17 protein-coding genes are annotated in these 20,088 nt (G+C 32.6%); 9 read left to right on the plus strand and 8 right to left on the minus strand.

The window, feature by feature from the left end:
• Positions 1 to 10 precede the first annotated feature (10 nt).
• The 3 genes from H8R22_RS10410 (at position 11) to H8R22_RS10420 (ending at position 4,254) form a co-directional block, all read left to right on the plus strand.
• Positions 11 to 847 (plus strand): Cof-type HAD-IIB family hydrolase, encoded by an 837-nt coding sequence (locus H8R22_RS10410; RefSeq protein ID WP_187010318.1) that lies wholly within the window; start codon positions 11 to 13, stop codon positions 845 to 847.
• Positions 848 to 870: 23 nt separating this feature from the next.
• Positions 871 to 3,219, plus strand: a complete 2,349-nt coding sequence (locus H8R22_RS10415) for a S9 family peptidase (protein WP_187010319.1) — start codon at positions 871 to 873, stop codon at positions 3,217 to 3,219.
• 84 nt (positions 3,220 to 3,303) lie between these two features.
• Positions 3,304 to 4,254: a phosphoribosylaminoimidazolesuccinocarboxamide synthase gene (locus tag H8R22_RS10420; protein WP_187010320.1), complete on the plus strand. Its 951-nt coding sequence runs from the start codon at positions 3,304 to 3,306 to the stop codon at positions 4,252 to 4,254.
• Positions 4,255 to 4,332: 78 nt separating this feature from the next.
• Here the strand turns inward: H8R22_RS10420 and H8R22_RS10425 are convergent, their stop codons facing one another.
• A complete protein-coding gene (locus tag H8R22_RS10425; RefSeq protein WP_187010321.1) occupies positions 4,333 to 5,001 on the minus strand; it encodes a spermidine synthase in 669 nt (222 codons plus the stop codon).
• 61 nt (positions 5,002 to 5,062) lie between these two features.
• Here H8R22_RS10425 and H8R22_RS10430 point away from each other — a divergent pair, with 61 nt between their 5' ends.
• Positions 5,063 to 5,620, plus strand: coding sequence for a 1-acyl-sn-glycerol-3-phosphate acyltransferase (locus H8R22_RS10430; protein ID WP_187010322.1), 558 nt, complete (start codon positions 5,063 to 5,065; stop codon positions 5,618 to 5,620).
• Positions 5,621 to 5,730: 110 nt separating this feature from the next.
• Here the strand turns inward: H8R22_RS10430 and H8R22_RS10435 are convergent, their stop codons facing one another.
• Entirely contained in the window at positions 5,731 to 6,186 is a 456-nt protein-coding gene (locus H8R22_RS10435; protein ID WP_187010323.1) for a helix-turn-helix domain-containing protein, read from the minus strand.
• A 310-nt stretch (positions 6,187 to 6,496) separates the two neighbouring features.
• Between H8R22_RS10435 and H8R22_RS10440 the strand changes: the two genes are divergently transcribed.
• The 4 genes from H8R22_RS10440 (at position 6,497) to H8R22_RS10455 (ending at position 11,419) form a co-directional block, all read left to right on the plus strand.
• Positions 6,497 to 7,651 (plus strand): M14 family metallopeptidase, encoded by a 1,155-nt coding sequence (locus tag H8R22_RS10440; protein WP_187010324.1) that lies wholly within the window; start codon positions 6,497 to 6,499, stop codon positions 7,649 to 7,651.
• 77 nt (positions 7,652 to 7,728) lie between these two features.
• Positions 7,729 to 8,208: an Lrp/AsnC family transcriptional regulator gene (locus H8R22_RS10445; RefSeq protein ID WP_132109674.1), complete on the plus strand. Its 480-nt coding sequence runs from the start codon at positions 7,729 to 7,731 to the stop codon at positions 8,206 to 8,208.
• Positions 8,209 to 8,308: 100 nt separating this feature from the next.
• Positions 8,309 to 10,894 (plus strand): phosphoenolpyruvate carboxylase, encoded by a 2,586-nt coding sequence (locus tag H8R22_RS10450; protein ID WP_187010325.1) that lies wholly within the window; start codon positions 8,309 to 8,311, stop codon positions 10,892 to 10,894.
• Positions 10,895 to 10,903: 9 nt separating this feature from the next.
• Positions 10,904 to 11,419 carry a DinB family protein gene (locus tag H8R22_RS10455; protein ID WP_187010326.1) on the plus strand — a complete coding sequence of 172 codons (516 nt, stop codon included), beginning with the start codon at positions 10,904 to 10,906 and terminating at the stop codon, positions 11,417 to 11,419.
• 1 nt (position 11,420) lies between these two features.
• On the opposite strand, the gene H8R22_RS10460 is transcribed toward H8R22_RS10455, so the two are convergent.
• The 6 genes from H8R22_RS10460 to aroB all read right to left on the minus strand — a co-directional run bounded on the left by H8R22_RS10460 (position 11,421) and on the right by aroB (position 18,338).
• The gene (locus H8R22_RS10460; RefSeq protein ID WP_187010327.1) at positions 11,421 to 11,897 is read right to left on the minus strand and encodes a DNA-deoxyinosine glycosylase; all 477 of its coding nucleotides are present in this window, start codon (positions 11,895 to 11,897) and stop codon (positions 11,421 to 11,423) included.
• The gene (recQ, locus tag H8R22_RS10465; RefSeq protein ID WP_187010328.1) at positions 11,898 to 14,015 is read right to left on the minus strand and encodes a DNA helicase RecQ; all 2,118 of its coding nucleotides are present in this window, start codon (positions 14,013 to 14,015) and stop codon (positions 11,898 to 11,900) included.
• A gap of 83 nt (positions 14,016 to 14,098) precedes the next feature.
• Positions 14,099 to 14,491 (minus strand): DNA primase, encoded by a 393-nt coding sequence (locus H8R22_RS10470; protein WP_187010329.1) that lies wholly within the window; start codon positions 14,489 to 14,491, stop codon positions 14,099 to 14,101.
• 10 nt (positions 14,492 to 14,501) lie between these two features.
• Positions 14,502 to 15,473 (minus strand): deoxyhypusine synthase family protein, encoded by a 972-nt coding sequence (locus H8R22_RS10475; protein ID WP_187010330.1) that lies wholly within the window; start codon positions 15,471 to 15,473, stop codon positions 14,502 to 14,504.
• Between the two features lie 96 nt (positions 15,474 to 15,569).
• On the minus strand, positions 15,570 to 16,964 hold the full coding sequence (locus H8R22_RS10480) for a type III PLP-dependent enzyme domain-containing protein (protein ID WP_187010331.1): 1,395 nt from the start codon (positions 16,962 to 16,964) through the stop codon (positions 15,570 to 15,572).
• Between the two features lie 294 nt (positions 16,965 to 17,258).
• Positions 17,259 to 18,338 (minus strand): 3-dehydroquinate synthase, encoded by a 1,080-nt coding sequence (gene aroB, locus H8R22_RS10485; protein WP_187010332.1) that lies wholly within the window; start codon positions 18,336 to 18,338, stop codon positions 17,259 to 17,261.
• A 508-nt stretch (positions 18,339 to 18,846) separates the two neighbouring features.
• Here aroB and H8R22_RS10490 point away from each other — a divergent pair.
• The gene (locus H8R22_RS10490; protein ID WP_187010333.1) at positions 18,847 to 20,025 is read left to right on the plus strand and encodes a proline dehydrogenase family protein; all 1,179 of its coding nucleotides are present in this window, start codon (positions 18,847 to 18,849) and stop codon (positions 20,023 to 20,025) included.
• Positions 20,026 to 20,088 lie beyond the last annotated feature (63 nt).

Below are 20,088 nucleotides of genomic sequence, written 5' to 3' on the forward strand. Positions count from 1 at the left end.
AAATAGCATAATGAACAAACATATAAAGGTTATCATAAGCGATTTAGATGGAACTTTATTAAATGAACACCACACAATAGGAGCATATACAAAAACTGTTTTGCAAGAAATGCACGAACAAGGATATCTTATAATTATTGCTACGGGGAGACACCATCTTGATGCAATACCAATAGTTGATACACTGGGCTTTCCTACTTATTTAGTAACTTCTAACGGAGCTAGAATTCATTCTCCAGATCGTGAACTACTGTATGCTACGAATATAGAAAGTGAGGCTGTAAAATCCATACTCTCCTTAGAGCGCAGTCCAGAGATAACAACGGTGCTTTTTAAAGAAACGGTTTGGCAAACAAGTAAAGACAACCCTAAGGTCAATAGCTTTCAAACCAAAATGAATTACATTCCTGAAATTGTAGACTTTGACACACTTCAAGATTATACGGCCATAAAAGTATTTTTTACGCATGAAAAACACAGTACATTGATAGCGCTTCGTGACCGTATTGTGGCAACTCATTCTGATTTATTTAATCATGCTTTTAGCTTACCTCACTGTTTGGAATTTATGGATAAATCAGTTGATAAGAGTGTAGCAATTTCAAAAATTTTAGAAATTGAAAATTTAAATTTCAATCAAGCTATTTCGTTTGGGGATGGATATAATGATGAAGAAATGCTAAAATCTACAGCTAAGGGACTATTAATGAATAATGCGCCTGATAGTTTAAAAATGAAATTATCGCACTTAGAGACTATTCAATCTAATAGTGAAGATGGAGTAGCTAAGTATTTGTATAGTAATTTCTTAAAAACTAAAAATAAATTAAAACTAACCAATATTTAATATCGAAAAACTTTACTAACGTTATGAAAAAAAATATTATTATTCTGTTCTTATTGACTTTCAGTGTGGCTGTACAAAGTCAAAAATTGCAACTTGAGGAAATTATGAAAGGGGATGGATTCATAGGGAATCAACCCTCGAATCAGAGATGGTCTATTGATGGCCAAAAAATTTACTTTGATTGGAATCCAAAAAACGAAATTGGATCGAGCACTTACTTTGTAGATAAAAACAATAAAAAACCCCAAATAGTTTCGTCTCAAGAAGCTGCTTTTTCAAGATTAAATTTTACCATGAAGCCTGGTTCTAATATAGCCTATTATATTGTCAAAGGTGCTTTGTACAGCTATGCGATTAAAGAGAAAATATCTAAAAAACTCATTCAACAAAGTAGTTCAGTATCCAACTTACAATTAGCTCAGGAAGATGGTATTCTATTTTTTGAGCAAAATAGTAATATGATGAAGTTCAATACTAAAAACGGAACTTTGGTGCAACTGTCAAATTTCAAAAGTGGTAAAGCATCCAAGGAGGAAGTTGAAGCTGAATCATTTTTAAAAACACAGCAAAAAGAACTTTTTCTTTTTGTTAGAGATCAAGAAGCGAGTAGAAAATGGTATAAAGAAAAATCAGATGAATTAAAATCAGATTTTCCAAAAGAATACTTTTATGGTAAAAACAATATTCAGGGATTAAAAGCAAATCCGAATGGTAATTATTTGACATTTAATGCCGCAGAGCCAACCGATTTGAAAAGTGAGAAAATGGAAGTTTTTATAACCGCAGATGGTTACAATAAATCACCCGATACTAAGAGAAAAGTTTCTGAAGCTAATTTGACACCAATTAAGTTTGGTGTTTACTCAATACTAAAGGATTCTGTTTACTACATTAATTTTTCTAAATTAAGTCATATAAAAGACACTCCAGAGTACTACAAATTGTATGATAATCTAAAGGACAAAGAAAAGACTGAAAGATTAATTTACGTTCAAGAACCAACTTATAACGAAAACGGTTCAGTTACAGTTACTGAAATAAGAAGCCAAGATAATAAAGATCGTTGGATTGTAAAATTGAATTTAGCGGAAGGAACGTTTGAAGAAATTGATTATCAGCATGATGAAGCTTGGATAGGTGGCCCAGGTATACCGTCTTACACCTACAGTTCAGGAACTTTAGGCTTTTTAGGAGATAATACTACTATTTATTTTCAATCTGAGGCATCAGGATACTCTCATTTATACACGTACAATGTTACTAGCAAGAAAAAACAACAACTTACAAGCGGAAAGTGGGAAGTACGTGATGTTATTTTAGCGAAAGATAAAAAAACATTTTACTTGACTACAACCACCACTCATCCTGGAAATAGGAATTTATACAAATTGGCTGTAGCCGATGCTAAATTACAGCCTTTATTGACTAATGATGGTGCTTATGAAACAAGCTTGTCTCCAGATGAAACTAGATTACTGATTCGCTATTCGTATAAAAATAAACCTTGGGAATTATTTGTGGCCGATAATAAGAAGAATCCTATTCAGGAGCAAATCACTTTTTCGACAACACCAGAATTTAATGCTTACGCTTGGCGAACGCCAGAAGTAATCAGTTTCAAAGCGCAAGATGGAACAATGGTTAATGCAAGATTGTATAAGCCAGAAAATAGCAATGCAAACAAAGCGGCGATTATCTTTGTACATGGTGCGGGTTATTTACAAAATGCGCATAATTACTGGAGTACGTACCATAGAGAGTACATGTTTCATAATTTATTGACAGATGCAGGTTATACGGTATTAGATATAGATTACAGAGGAAGTGATGGTTACGGAAGAGATTTTAGAACGGGTATTTACCGTTTTATGGGAGGAAAAGATTTGTCAGATCAAATCGATGGAAAAAAATACTTGGTAGATAATTTTAATGTTGACGCCAATAGAGTAGGGATTTATGGTGGCTCGTATGGTGGTTTTATCACTTTAATGGGGATGCTAACTACACCTGGTGAGTTTAAAGCTGGTGCCGCTTTACGTTCTGTAACGGATTGGGCACATTACAACCACGGATATACAGGAAATATTCTTAATTTCCCGGAGACAGATCCTTTGGCATACAAGAAAAGTTCACCTATTTATTTTGCTGACAATTTAAAAGGGGAATTACTAATGTTACACGGTATGGTGGATAATAATGTAGAGTACAAAGACATTATCAGACTTTCGCAACGATTCATTGAACTTGGAAAGAAAAACTGGACGTTAGCCTCTTTCCCGGTTGAAGCGCATGGATTTAAGGAAACTTATTCATGGGTAGATGAATATAGCCGAATTTTAAATTTATTCAATAATTCACTTTTAGAAAAATAGTATAAACGGGTGCTGAAAAGTGGGGACACTATTTTGTGTATACCTTCTAAAAACCTATTTTTGCCAAAACAATAACACACAACAATGAATACAATTACTACAACTAACTTTACTTTTCCAGAACAAAAATCGGTCTACAGAGGCAAGGTGAGAGAAGTATACAATATCAATGACGATTTATTGGTTATGGTGGCCACAGACAGGCTTTCGGCATTTGATGTAGTTTTACCAAAAGGAATTCCGTATAAAGGTCAAATTCTGAATCAAATCGCAACTAAATTCATGGAATTAACTGCAGATATTGTTCCTAATTGGTTAATTGCAACGCCTGACCCAAACGTTGCTGTAGGTCATTTGTGTGATCCTTTTAAAGTAGAAATGGTCATTCGTGGCTATTTGTCAGGTCATGCGGCTAGAGAGTATGCTACTGGTAAACGAACCATTTGCGGTGTAGCAATGGCTGAAGGTTTAAAAGAAAACGATCAATTTCCAGAACCAATTATTACGCCTACTACTAAAGCAGAGAATGGCGAACATGATGCCGATATTTCGAGAGAAGCGATCCTTTCGAACGGGATTGTAAGTGAGGAAGATTATGTAGTTTTAGAAAAATATACTAGAGCACTGTTTCAAAGAGGAACAGAAATCGCTGCAAGTAGAGGATTGATTTTAGTAGATACTAAGTATGAGTTTGGAAAAACGAAAGATGGAAAGATTGTTTTAATTGACGAAATTCACACTCCGGATTCTTCTCGTTACTTTTATGCGGAAGGATACCAAGAGCGACAAGACAAAGGCGAAGAGCAAAAGCAATTGTCTAAAGAATTTGTTCGTCGTTGGTTAATTGAAAATGGCTTTCAAGGACAAGAAGGGCAAACAATACCTGAAATGAATGAGGCATATATCGAATCAGTATCCGAAAGATATATTGAATTATATGAGAAAATCTTGGGTGAAAAGTTTATAAAAGCTAACATAGACAATATAGACGACCGCATCAACACTAATGTTGTATCGTACTTAAGCTCTAAATAGATTTAGTTGTAACACCATAAAAAAAGCCGCAATTGTAGAATTGCGGCTTTTTATTTTATAGTCAAAGTTAATAAAAAATCAATAGTTCAAGTTTTCGATGATAAGGAGTTCATTATGTTGCTCAACTCTAGGAAGTGCACGAATACTAAAATCAGCCTCATTAAAATCAGATAGGTATTTTTTATTTCGTTCATTGCTTTTATTATCTAAAATCATGGTATTAAAAAGAACGAATCCTTTATTTCTCAATAAAAAACAAATTCGTTTGGTGAAAAATGATTCAAACAGAAAGTTAGGCATATTCGTGTCTTGAAAAATATCGATTACAATTAAATCATATTTTGCAGTAGTTTTTAAAACATACTCAAAAGCATCATCAATTATAATTTCAAGGTTTGGCACTTCATTTAATTTAAAATATTGATTGGCAATTTCGATTGTAGCAGAATCAATCTCTACACCAGTCAATTTTCCGGAAAATTTAATATCATCTACCAAAGTTTTAAAAATGCTACCACCAGCCACACCTAGAAGCAGTACATGATCCATTTTCCTGATCTTTTCAAATCCAATAGCTTGTAAGCCATGTTTTAAAATTTGTTGTAAACTGCCGTAGGAATAATTGGTGTTTTCTGAATCTAATACTAATTCACCATTTACCCATGTCACTTCAAGCGATTTGCTAACGGCTGATTTTACAGTGTATATCTTTAAAGGGAAAAGGAAGCTTACTATTTTTTTTAGCATCAACTACAGTTTTAATCAAAAATAAGTTTAAAATTATATATTTTGCGTAAAAATTGGAACAATGAAGAAACTTATTTACAAATTTATTTTTTTTAGATTGATGGGATGGAAAATAGTTGGTTCTATTGACCCTAATCTAAAAAAATGTGTTCTAATGGTTATGCCACATACAAGTGCACATGATTTTTACTTAGGTATCTTTACGAGAGGTATCACAGGTTTAGAAATGAATTTTGTAGGCAAAAAAGAACTATTTCGTTTCCCTTTAGGTCCTTACTTTAAATATATGGGAGGAGCACCATTGGATCGCGCAGGCGGATTAAATAAAGTAGATGCTATTGCTGCTATTTTTGACAAAAAAGACACCTTTAGACTAGCAGTTGCTCCAGAAGGCACAAGAAACAAAGTAACAACTCTTAAAACGGGTTTCTATTATATCGCTTTAAAGGCAAATGTTCCTATTGTACCCGTTGCTTTTGATTTTGGAAAAAAAGAGGTAAACTTAGGGAATCCATTATTACCTACAGGAAATATTGATGAGGAAATCAAAATACTTTTGCAACATTATAAAGGGGTAAAGGGAAAAAATCCAGAAAAAGGATATTCTGTTCCGAATTAAATGATATCTCGCTATTTACAAATTACAGAACAACATATTTAAACAAATGAGTACTTCATTAAGAAATGAAGGTAAACTGCTGAATCCAAAAAATTAGGATTTTTCATCAATCAAGGATTATAACTTTTAAACGTACCGTTTTTATAAAAAATCACAATTTTGTCAATTTCGCTCTCATTGTTTTTTTGAAGTGGAGAAGCTGCACCTTTTTCGGTCTTTTCGAAATTAGTCCTAGTAGTATTTTCTTTTTTATCATCCGAGAATAAATTGCCAATCTCATTTTCAGTATTAGAAACAGTGGGAGGAGTATTTAAATTCTTTTCTACAATTACTTCATTATTTTTCGGAAAACTACCTTTCCCGTTTAAAATCCAGTAGAGGTCAACCTCAGGAAATACATCAAGAATTTTAAGTAAAAAGTCAAGACTAGGTTTATTTCGGCCTGATAAAAGGTGTGATAGACTAGAACGTTGCACACCAATTTTATCTGCAAATCCAGAGGCATTTAGACTGTAATAATCCAAGATAATTTCTAAGCGTTTAATGAAATCCTCAGTGTTTACCATTGTAAATAATTGATTTATGAAGTTAATTACAAATGTAACAAAAAAAGCGTTCCCATCATCATTTACAAATGTAAATCATCTTTAATAAAGTAAATTAACAAAAGTAATTGATTATATGAGTATCTTTAATATATTGATAATAAATAATATAAACTAAATAATATAAAATAGTAACAATTGTTAATTAGGAGTAGGTAACGATTCCAATTCCCGTTCCTGTATTTGTTTACATTATTAAAAAAGAAGATAAATATACTGTTTACAATTGTAAAAATAAAGATGTTTACTTTTGTAAATCAATAATAAGCTTATGAATTTAGAAGAATTATTCTACGATAATAAAGAAAAGTCTATCAAAGGGAGATACTTAAATTTAGACTTAATAGAACCTATTTTACAAAGATTAAATACAGATAATCAACTTTCAATTATAGGAAGTTCTGTTTTAGGAAAACCAATTTATAAATACGTTATAGGTACAGGAAAAATCAAAATCTACCTTTGGTCTCAAATGCATGGAAACGAAAGCACGACAACAAAAGGCTTGTTCGATTTTTTAAAACTATTACACGGTAAATCTGATCTTGCAACTAAACTGCTAGAGCATTTTACTTTTTGCTGTATTCCTATGCTTAATCCTGATGGGGCTGAAGCGTACACACGAGTAAACGCCAATGAGGTTGATTTAAATAGAGATTCTCAAGATCTTACACAACCGGAAAGCAAGACTTTACGAGCTGCTTACGAGTCTTTTATGCCTGATTATTGCTATAACTTACATGATCAGCGCACTATTTTTGGTGTTGATGAGAGTGGAAAGCCAGCTACAATGTCTTTTTTGGCGCCTTCCTATAATGTGGAGCGCGAAGTAAATGAATCAAGGACTAAAGCAATTAACGTTATAGCCGCAATAAATGATAGTTTACAAGAGTTTATTCCCGGTCAAGTAGGCCGGTTTGATGATTCCTTCAATATTAATTGCATCGGAGATACCTTTCAGTCTTTAGGCACTCCAACTATTTTATTTGAGGCAGGTCATTTTCAAGATGATTACGAGAGAGAAGAAACAAGAAAATTTGTATTTATTTCGTTATTATCGAGTTTTATTGCGCTGTACGAAAACGATATAGTTGTTAATAGAATTGATGATTATTTGAATATTCCTCAAAATAAAGTTGTTTTTTATGATTTAATGTATAAAAAGGTCAGAATTAATTATGATGGTATTGAAAAAATAACGAATTTTGCATTTCAGTATAAGGAAGAGTTAGTTGAGAATAATATTACTTTTAACGCTTACTTAGTAGAAATGGGAGAACTGGAAGGTTACTTTGGTCATTATGAATACGATGCTAATGAAGGCTCTTACTCGGATGATGATGGTGGAATTCCGAAATTAAGTCAAAAAGCTAATTTTTATTTAAATAAAAGCATAAAAATTGTTAATGGTTTAATAAAAAAGTAATTTTTTTAATAACTTTGTTCTTTTTATGTATATTTTTATACTGAAACACAACTTTTAATAATGTTAATTAATGAAATATGAGTAAGTTCCGTTTAGATGAAGTAGATCACCAGATTTTGGATATGTTGATTGATAATACGAGAGTGCCTTTTACGGATATAGCAAAAAAACTGCTTATATCTGCTGGTACCGTTCATGTTAGGGTAAAAAAGATGGAGGATGCTGGAATTATCATGGGATCATCGTTAGTCCTTGATTATGATAAGTTAGGCTATTCTTTTATTGCTTATGTAGGTGTTTTTTTAAACAACACTTCTCAAACTAAATTTGTTTTGCAACGAATCAATGAGATTCCGTTTGTGACTGTTGCTTCAGTTACTACAGGGAAATTCAACATCTTTTGCAAAATTAGAGCAAAAGACACGAAGCATGCTAAAGATGTAATCTTTATGATTGATGATATCGAAGGTGTTTATAGAACAGAAACTATGATTTCTTTAGAAGAAAGCATTAACGACAAAAAGCGTTTAATGCACACTATCTTTAAAAATATGTAATGCACTTGAATGCTATATTTTACTATATAACCTCAAGTTAGTTCTTGGGGTTATTTTTTTATAACTATTTTAAGCTAAACCTAACCAACTGTAACAAAATATGTATACTCTTCCTAAAATAGAACGTTTTAATGAAAATGTTCTTTCTAAATATAATATCTACAACAGCGTTTTTATAACCTTACCGTTTGATTCTATAGACAATACAGGTGTTTTGTTGCCTTTATTTACAGAAGTTTGCGAGAAAGGTTTTAAAAAATCAGAAACTCCAAAAGAGATAATGGACTTTTTCTCGATTAAGTACTTACAAACTAGCGATGAAAAAGATAAAATAGATTTGATGTTTCGTTTTATTCAGTACATAGAAAGACAAATCGTTTTGTTTGATGCTGTTGAAGATGCTGCTTTTTCGATTGTGAATAATATGGAGGGTCGAGGATCACTGCGTGACATAAAAGAAAAAGCAGAGGCAAAAGGTAAAAAGGCAGAACTTATTGAGTTCCTTGAAGATTTTAATGTACGTACCGTGCTTACAGCGCATCCTACACAGTTTTATCCAGGATCAGTGCTCGGAATCATAAATGATTTAACAGATGCTATTCGTCAAAACAATTTATTAAATATAAAAGAGCTACTGGCTCAGTTAGGAAAAACACCATTTATTCAAAATGAAAAGCCAAATCCCTTTGATGAAGCCGTTAGCTTAATATGGTATTTGGAAAATGTTTTCTACAGAACTTCGGGGGATATGGTTCATTACCTTCAAAAAAATCTGTTCCAAGGAGAGTCTATTCAAAACGCATTACTTAAACTTGGTTTTTGGCCTGGGGGGGATCGCGATGGTAATCCTTTCGTAACAACAGAGATTACTCTAAAGGTAGCAGAGCGACTTCGAACTTCTATTTTGAAGTGTTATTATATTGAAATTAGAAACCTTAAAAGAAAGCTAACGTTTTATAACGTAGACACTTTGATATCAGAACTTGAATATAAACTTTATAGATCTGTTTTCTATTCTAAAGGAGAGATCTTTATCACTTTAGAGGAGTTTAAAGCCCAATTAAACAAGATTAAAACAATTGTAGTTGATCAACATCAGTCATTGTACTTGGATCAGTTAGATGCTTTAATAATCAAAGTAAACTTATTTGGATTCCATTTTGCTTCGCTAGATATTCGTCAAAATAGTAGAATTCACGATGATGTTTTTAAGGATATTGTTGATTTTTATGTTAATTCAAGTTCAAGTGTTTTTCCTTCTAATTATTACGATCTAAGTGAGGAAGAAAAAATTGCGGTACTTTCTAATGTAAAAGGTAGTTTGAATTCAACTGACTTTTCAAACGAAATTACAAAATCAACTATTGAATCAATTCAAGCAATTAAAGTTATTCAAGAAAATAATGGAGAACTAGGAGCTAACAGGTACATCATTAGTAATAATGAAAGTGCATTGAATGTAATGGAAACTTTTGCCATGATCCGTTTAAATGATTGGGAAAAACCAACGGTTGATGTAATTCCTTTATTTGAATCTGTAGATGATTTATTGAATGCGCACGCGATTATGGAGCAACTGTATACTAATCCCATTTATAGTAAACATTTAGCCCAAAGAGAAATGAAGCAAACTATCATGCTAGGTTTCTCTGACGGAACAAAAGATGGCGGTTATTTAATGGCAAATTGGAGTATTTATAAGGCTAAAGAGGAACTTACTGCTATTTCAAGAAAATATGGCGTAAAAGTGATCTTTTTTGACGGTCGTGGTGGTCCGCCAGCGCGTGGTGGTGGTAAAACGCACAAGTTTTATGCCTCTTTAGGTCCAAAAATTGAAAATAATGAGATTCAAATCACGGTGCAAGGGCAAACTATCAGTTCTAATTTTGGAACTTTAGAGTCTTGCAGATATAATTTGGAAAACCTTTTAAGTGCAGGAGTTACAAATCATGTATTCAGTAAGGAACAAAACAAATTGTCTGTTGCTAATAAGGAAGTACTAGATCAATTGGCAAATTTAGGATACACTAAATATTTAAGTTTCAAGAATCATCCAAAATTCATTCCTTATTTAGAGCAAATGAGCACGTTAAAATATTATGCTAAGACAAATATTGGAAGTCGACCCTCTAAAAGGAGTAAATCTGCTCAACTCGATTTTAAAGATTTAAGAGCTATTCCTTTTGTAGGTTCTTGGAGTCAATTAAAACAAAATGTACCTGGGTTTTTTGGAGTAGGATCGGCATTGAAACATTTTGAAGAAACGGATCAGTGGCATAAAGTACAAGATTTGTATAACGATTCCATGTTCTTTAAAACACTTTTAGAGAACAGTATGATGTCGATGGCAAAATCTTTTTTTCCGCTTACAGCTTACATGAAAAACGATCCCGAATTTGGAGAATTTTGGCAAATTATTTATGACGAGTTCTTAGAAACCAAACGACTTTTATTAAAAATAGCAGGTCACAAAGAGTTAATGGAAAACTATCCAGATGGTATAGCATCTATTCAAATAAGAGAACGTATCGTGTTGCCATTGTTAACAATACAGCAATATGCTTTGTTGCGAATTAATGAATTAAATAAAGAATCAGTTGTTAATGAAGAGTTGATCAAGGTGTACGAAAAAATTGTAACGCGATCTCTTTTTGGTAACACAAACGCTAGTAGAAATTCAGCTTAATATAAAATTATGACTTCAATAGAATTAAATAATACCGAATATGCGCCTTATTATGCTGCTTATATTCAGATGGCAGACAATGCAAATATGATTGAGGAATTAGAAATTTGTCTTCATGAATTTATAAAATTTGTTCAAAATATTCCAATGGATAAATTTGATTACCGTTATGCGGAAGGGAAATGGACCATCAAAGAAATCATTCAGCATATTATAGACACAGAGCGTATTTTTAGCTACCGAGCTCTACGCATCTCAAGAAATGACAAGACTAGTTTGCCTGGTTATGATGAAAACGACTATGTAGCGAACACAAATGCTGCTGATAGACACTTGCAAAGTTTGCTGACTGAATTATCTATTGTTCGTCAAAGTACATTAGCACTGTTTAAAAGTTTCTCAATCGATCAACTCAAGAATGTAGGAACGGCATCTAATTGCCCAGTTTCGGTACGTGCGATTGGATTTATTTTGATTGGACATCAAAAACATCATCAAAAAATATTTGAAGAGCGCTATTTATAAATTAACGCAATGCTGTTGACCATAGATTTAGTTTATTTATAAAAGTCATCGTGTTTGCAGGACTTGTAGAAGGCATTATGTGATACGTAATGCCTTGCATTTGTCCATATTTTTTAAAGAAAAATCGGTGACTTTCTTTACCGTTAAAAATAATAGCTTCAATATTTTTGTGTTTTTTAAAAAAGGATTCAAAATCATTTTCGGTTTGATTTTTTATTGCAACATCTAAACTTCCCCTTCGTTCGCAATTTTTTAAAACATCCCAAAGTCCGAGGTTGTGAGATAACAAAAATTCGATTTTATCTTTAAAAGTAATTGTACTATAGTCTTCATTATAAGAAGAGTAAATTAACTGCCAAAAATGGTTTCTTGGATTTCCATAATACTCCCGATTTTTTAATGAGGCTAGTCCGGGAATAGTTCCCAGTATCAAAATTTTTGTATTTTCATTTACAATAGGTTCAAATGACTTTATCATTTAGGATACTGTATTTTTTTCTTTTTCTAAATAAGCGAGTGCTAATCTTATTTTATCATAGCTTATTTTTTCCCCTAAATAGTCGAAATAGGGTTTTAGTGTTGTAGGATGCTCTAATTTGACTTGGCTATTTTTAATTGTAGTGATTTCAGCGTCAGAAACAAATGCAGAAAGATCGTCTATGGCTCCATCTATGTACAGTTTTGCGATATGCGAAATAACAGTGCTCAAACCTAATTTTCGTTTACTAGCAATTTTATCAACTGTAAAGCCGCTGTTGTATAATTGTAATGTTTCTTTGTAGGTACTAGCTTCTTTCTTTTGTTTTAGTCCCTTATTTTTTTGGAAATCGATTATTGCTTTTATAAAAGGCTGTCCGTATTTTTCGAGTTTGGCTTTTCCAACACCATCTATAGCTATGAGTTCGTCTTCGCTCATCGGTCTATTAGTTTCCATTTGTCGCAAAGCCGCATCACTAAATATAACGTATGCAGGAACTTCTTCCTCTTTAGAGATAGCATACCTGAGTTTTCGTAAGGTTTCAAACAGGGAATTGGCTGTTGTTTTACCTTTTTTAGTTTTGCTTTCGATTTTCTCTAATGTAGGTTTTTGGACTGTTGTTAATTGTACTTTTTCACCTTCAAATAATACTTTTCTAGCAAAAGGAGTTAGTCTGATTTTATTTTGTTGATGAAAAGCAATTTCACAATATCCCAAATTAATCAACTGAATAAGATATTGATTCCAATCATACCAAGATAAATCCTGACCTACGCCATACGTTTTTAGATTTTGATACTCTTTTTCATAAATGTAAGCGTTTTTAGAACCTCTCAAAAAATCGACAATAACAGGTAAGGGCTCTGACTCCTGCAGCCTACTAATTGCTGATAATGCTTTTTGAGTTAGAATCGTACCATCGAAAAAAGCAGGCGGATTTTTGCAAATATCACAATTACCACAATTCTCTATAATTAATTCCCCAAAGTAAGATAGTAGTATTTTTCGGCGGCAACTTAAGGCATCAGCATATTGCTTCATTCTCTCCAATTTGGCGAGTTGCACTTCGGCATTTAATCCTTGTGACGCAAATTTTTGCAATTGAATCAAATCTCCGTAACTCTCAAATAAAATGGTTTCTGATGGTAGACCATCTCTTCCGGCACGTCCAATTTCTTGGTAATAACCTTCAATATTTTTAGGTAAATTATAATGAATAACCCAGCGCACATTAGACTTGTCTATACCCATTCCAAAAGCAATAGTAGCACAGACCACTTTGCAATCGTCATGAATAAAATCATCTTGCGTAGATGATCTTAAACTAATGTCTAGACCAGCATGATATGCTTTAGCATTTACGCCAGCTTTTTGAAGCTTTTCAGCAAGTTCCTCGGTTGTTTTTCTACTAAGGCAATAAATAATTCCTGATTCAGACGGTTTGTCGTTAATAAATTCTAAAATTTGCTTCACACGATCAAGTGCAGGTCGAACCTCCAAGCTTAAATTCTTTCTATCAAAAGAAGAAATAAATGCTTGCGGTGTGTCTAAATTTAATTGTTTTGCAATGTCCTTACGTGTCGCTTTATCAGCCGTGGCGGTCAAAGCCAATATTGGAGTAGAAGGGAAGCGGTTTTTAAGGTATCCTAAATTCGTGTAAGCAGGTCTAAAATCATGTCCCCAAGAGGAAATACAGTGTGCTTCATCAATAGCAATAAGACTTACGGTGATAGAATTAAAAATAGTATCGAGATAGGATAAACTCTCTGGGGCAACGTAAACTATTTTAGTTGTACCATTTATCAGATCCTGAATATGTGCTTGCTGTTCTGCGTCGGTTTGACTACTGTTAATGTAACATGCCGCAATTCCATTTGCTTTCAAACTATCGACTTGATCCTTCATCAATGCTATTAATGGCGATATAACAATGGTGATACCATTAAATAAAAGTGCTGGTAACTGGAAACAGATTGATTTTCCCCCACCAGTTGGCATAATTGCAAGCGTATCTTTTCCGTCTAAAAGGGATTGAATGATTTCTTCTTGATTAGTTCTGAATTTTTCAAAACCAAAGTTTTCTTTTAATGAGGCGTGTAGGGTAGTAGTTGTAATCATTTCGAGTTGCTTATCTAATGTAAAAGGGAATTTAAATCACTAATAAAAAAGGAACTCTATTAGGAGTTCCTTTTTTATATCAATTAGTCTTCGTCTTCATCTTCTTCATCATCCGAAAAGTCAGCTTCGTCTGAATCTTCGTCATCATCAGTTTCAGGCTTATCTATATTGTCGTCATCGTCGTCGTCATCCATGTCATCATCAAGGCCTAATTCTTTTACAGGAATTATTGGTTCGATAACATCATCAATTTCGTCATCTTCATCGTAGTTTTCGATTCGATCAGCAAGTTTAGTACTCACTTTCACTAGGTACATTGTGTCTTCCGTACGTACTTCTACAGCTTCAATTAGTTCGTTTTTGGCATTTCTAAAACGGATAATATCTTCATCGTCATATCCGTCAGGAAATCTTTCCACTAATAAGTTTAAAATTTCGTTTGTCAATTTGGCGTACTCAACAATAACTCTTCTCATAAAAATCGTATTATAAATCTAATAAATAAGCAAAAATTAATGGTGCTACAATTGTAGCATCAGACTCAATAATAAACTTAGGGGTTTTCATATCTAATTTACCCCAAGTAATTTTTTCGTTAGGAACTGCTCCAGAATACGAACCATAACTGGTTGTTGAATCTGAAATTTGGCAGAAATAACTCCAAAAAGGAATATCATGCATTTCCATATCTTGGTACAACATAGGAACCACACAAATTGGGAAATCTCCTGCGATACCTCCACCAATTTGGAAGAAACCAATTCCTTTTGAACTGTTTTCTGGATACCAACCTGCTAGAAAAGTCATGTATTCTATACCTGATTTCATTGTAGAGGCTTTCAACTCTCCTTTTATTACGTATGATGCAAAGATGTTACCCATCGTACTATCTTCCCATCCTGGTACAATAATAGGTAAATTTTTCTCAGCTGCAGCATACATCCAACTGTCTTTTAAATCAATTTCATAGTATTCCTCTAATACTCCAGAAAGTAACATTTTGTACATGAATTCATGCGGAAAATAACGTTCTCCTTTATCATCTGCGTCTTTCCATATTTTAAAAATATGTTTTTGTAAACGACGGAATGCTTCATGCTCTGGAATACAAGTATCGGTAACTCTATTTAGTCCTCTTTCTAATAAATCCCACTCGTCTTGTGGAGTTAAATCTCTATAGTTAGGAACTCTCTCGTAGTGAGAATGCGCCACTAAATTCATGATGTCTTCTTCAAGATTGGCTCCTGTACAAGAAATGATATGCACTTTATCTTGACGAATGATTTCAGAGAAAATCTTCCCTATCTCAGCAGTACTCATCGCGCCAGCCATACTTACCATCATTTTAGCTCCGTTTGCTAATTGATCTTCGTAGGCTTTTGCAGCATCGACTAAAGAGGCTGAATTAAAATGTAAATAATGCTTTTCAATAAACTGGCTAATAGGTCCTTTACTCATTTTGTTGTATTTAAATATTTAAAAATCACTACTTTGAATACGTTGGTTTTCAAATGTAATGATTTTTAGATTTACTGATTATCTATTTTTGTTATTTTATTTGTATCCTAATATTTTTAGAACATCGTCTGACGTTTGTTGTTCAGAAAACACTTCAGTGGCTAAAATTCCGTTTTCATCCCTGTCAATTAATATATGTTTGGGTTGCGGAATTAAACAGTGGTGTAAACCTCCGTAACCACCTATTGTTTCTTGGTAAGCACCAGTATTAAAGAAACCAATATACAACGGTTTCTCTTTATTATATTTAGGTAGATAAATAGCGTTCATGTTTTGCTCTGAATTGTAATAATCATCGCTATCACAAGTCAACCCACCTAGCAATACCCGCTCATAGGTCTCATTCCATCTATTTACGGCTAGCATAATAAAGCGTTTATTGATAGCCCAGGTATCGGGTAAAGTTGTAATGAAAGAAGAATCAATCATATTCCATTTTTCTCTATCATTTTGTTGTTTTTGATACAAAATCTGATAGATCGCTCCACCACTTTCACCAACAGTAAACGAACCAAATTCAGTAAAGATGTTAGGAACATCTACTTCTGCTTCATCACAAGCAATTTTAATCTGATTGATAATTTCGTCAATCATATATTGGTAATCGTATTCGAAAGCTAGAGAATTTTTAATTGGGAAGCCTCCACCAATATTTAACCCGTCTAATGTAGGACACTCCTTTTTAAGTGCAATATAAACCTTAATACATTTCACTAATTCATTCCAGTAATAGGCAGTATCATTGATCCCCGTATTAATGAAAAAGTGAAGCATTTTTAGCTCTAACCTAGTGTTTTCTTGTATTTGCTTTTTGTAAAAACTTACGATGTTTTTGTACCCAATTCCTAAACGAGAAGTGTAGAACTCAAATTTTGGTTCTTCCTCAGCAGCAATACGAATTCCAATTTTGAATTTTCCTTTAATCTCGGCTTGAAGTAAATCTAATTCTTCGTAGTTGTCAATAATAGGAATAGTGTTTTTATGTCCATTGTTAATCAATCGACCAATATTTTCAATATATTGATCTCTCTTGAAACCATTACATATAACATAGGTACTTTTGTTGATTTTCCCGTTAGCCATTAAGTTTTCGACAATATTAATATCAAAAGCCGAAGAAGTTTCTACATGAATATTGTTCTTGAAAGCTTCATTCATGATAAATTCAAAATGAGAACTTTTTGTGCAATAACAATAGTAATATTTAGCTTCGTATTTATTTTTCTCCATCGATTTTCTAAACCAACCCTTTGCTTTGTTGATATTATTAGAAATTTGAGGGAGATAAGTGAATTTTAATGGAGTACCATACTTTTCTACTAATTTCATCAAATCAATATTGTGAAATTGTAGGTTGTCTTTTTCCAGTTTAAATTCTTCTTGAGGGAAATAGTATGTTTGATTTATTAAGTCAGAGTATTTAGTATTCATTTAGCTTTGAGTATTTTAGACAGATTAAATTAAAAAATAAATAAATTATGCTAAAATTCAAACCCTAATGTTTGCATAAATAATCTGAAGTTTTTCGTGTTCTACTTTTAAGAAATGAAAAATGCCAAAATCAAAATTATCTTTTAGCGCATTAAAGCGCTTCATTATTCTTGATAAAGATTTATTATTTTGATTTTCGGGAGTAGTAAATACTGCTCTTTTGTGCTTTCTTTTCATTACCGCAAATGTAAAAAATATTATGTACGCAATCCAATCCTTTTTTGTAAAAAAAAATTAAGATTTATAATCCTCAAAAGCTTCAAGAATTAATTCATTTTCAACTAATTGATTAATTTTTATTTTACCGATGGTTTCAATTAATGCGAACTGAATAGCTCCGTACTCATTTTTCTTGTCGTGAACGAGTAAATCAATAATAGGATTCATGTCAGTTTCATTGAAAATAATGTCTTCATAAATACTTTTTAGTGTTGCTTTGATTTGGTGGTATTCGGAGGGTGAAATAAGCTGTTTCTTCAATGAAATATAGCTTTCTAAGATCATTCCTACAGCAATTGCTTCACCATGCAATAGTGTTTCTTTAGCATCACTTTCTAGAAAATAGCTCTCTATTGCATGTCCTAAAGTATGTCCAAAATTAAGTGCTTTTCGTAATCCTTTTTCTTTAGGATCGATAGTCACAATTTCATTTTTAATTTCGACTGAACGATAAATTAATTGATCAAAATCAGCATAATCTATCTCTTTTAAGTTTAGGAATTGCTCCCAATATTTTTGATCATAAATTAACCCATGTTTAAGCATTTCGGCTAGACCCGATCTCATTTCATTTTGAGGCATCGTTTCAAGATATTCCGTATCGACAATCACCATTAAGGGTAAATTAAAAACTCCGATTTGATTTTTTAAATTCCCTAAATCTACACCGTTTTTACCTCCAACAGAAGCATCCACCATAGAAAGTAGGGTAGTGGGGATATTGATAAAGTCTATTCCTCTTTTGAAAGTAGAGGCAACAAACCCTCCTAGATCGGTAACAACTCCTCCGCCTAAATTTATGATTAGACTTTTTCTATCTGCACCTAGCTCAGTTAGAACATTCCAAATCTGGATGCAGGTGTCAATATTCTTATTTATTTCTCCAGCTTCAAATTCAATAATCTCAATTACAGAATCCGTTTCTATTAATGGTAATAATTTAGGCAAACAAAATTCATTTGTATTTGTATCGACTATAATAAAAATAGTGGAGTATTTGTTTTGACTTAAATGAAGGTTTAATGCAGGATAACCATTTTCGTTAAAATAGATAGGATGATTACTCGCTTGGATGGTTTTTAATTCTTGTGACATAGTATCTTGTTTAATCCCTAGGTAATTTACACTACTATAACTAGGATGATTTTTATGATGGAGCATAATTTATGTCCAATTTAACTCTCAGCTTTTTGATATTTATTGCTTGCGACTAAATTCAATAAGGGAATCCTGCAAGCTTTGGCGAATTTAAGGTATTTTATAAAAAGGTTATTCTACATTAATGATGTTTTATTATAAAATAACAAAATCTTAAAATCTGTGTAATTATTTTTGAATATATTTATTCGATTGGTTTACTGCTCCTAAGTGATGAAGTGCAATACTATACATCAAGGTCACGACTTTTAAAATTAGAAGGACAAGGAATAATTAATATTTAATTTACTTTTTAATTATTTCTAAACTTGTTTTTATAGGAACAGAAAAGGGGGCTAATTGATCTTTATTTAAAACAAATATAAAATAGGAAGGAGGGTTTTTTTCTGAGGAATAAGCATTATTCAAATATAAAGTATAGTTATATTTGCTTAAAATTCACAATATGGAAAAAATATTCAATAATACGCAAGTTGCCTTTTCATTAAAGAGTGATACAGAATTAGATCGCGCTTATTTTCTGTTCAAAATGATTTCTATTCAACCTTTGGTAAGAATTGGGACAGCAGTTACAAATTTCGCATTAAATGCTAACTTACCAGTTGAGGGTTTAATTCGTGCTACTGTTTTTGATCATTTTTGTGGAGGAGTAAATGAAAATGACTGTTTGACTGTTGTCGACAAGATGTTTACTACTGGTGTTTCTTCGGTTTTAGATTATTCGGTAGAGGGCAAGGAAGAAGAGGAGCAGTTTGATGCAGCGTTGAAAATGACCTTAAAAACAATCGACTTTGCTAAAGAACGTTTAGCGATACCATTTGCAGTTTTTAAACCAACTGGATTAGGACGTTTAGCTTTATATGAAAAAGTAGGTAATAAGGAAACTTTAACTGCTTTAGAACAGGAAGAATGGAATAGAGTAGTAGCTCGCTTTGATACTGTATGCAGAGAAGGTCATAAGAAGGAGGTATCACTACTAATTGATGGTGAAGAAAGTTGGATGCAAGACGCAGCTGATGATTTAGTAACTAGCATGATGCGCAAATACAATAAGGATAAACCAATTGTTTTTAATACTTTACAAATGTACCGTTGGGATCGTTTGGATTATTTAAAAGGTTTGCATCTAATTGCAAAAGAGGAAGGGTTTCATATTGGTATGAAATTGGTTCGTGGTGCTTACATGGAAAAAGAAAATAAACGAGCAGAAGAAAAAGGGTATCCTACACCAATATGTGCATCTAAGGAAGCGACAGATCTTAATTATGATGCTGCAGTCCTTTATATGCTGGATCATTTAGATATTATGGCGATATTTGCTGGAACACATAATGAGCAAAGTACCTACGACTTGATGAAAATGATGAAGGACAAAGGGATTGCTAGTAATGATAACCGAATTTGGTTTGGTCAATTATATGGTATGAGTGATAATATTAGCTACAACTTAGCTAGAAATGGATATAATGTTGCTAAGTACCTACCTTTTGGTCCAGTTAAAGATGTGATGCCGTACTTAATACGTCGCGCTGAAGAAAATACTTCGGTAGCAGGACAAACTAGTCGAGAACTTACATTGATTAAAAAAGAAAGAAAAAGAAGAAAAGCAGCTTCTAAAGCATAAATTGAAAAGGGTCTAACAGTGTTAGACCCTTTTTTTGTGGTATTTTAAAAATTGTTACGTATC

It is taken from the genome of Flavobacterium kayseriense (genome assembly GCF_014305095.1).
GTDB classification, from domain to species: domain Bacteria; phylum Bacteroidota; class Bacteroidia; order Flavobacteriales; family Flavobacteriaceae; genus Flavobacterium; species Flavobacterium kayseriense.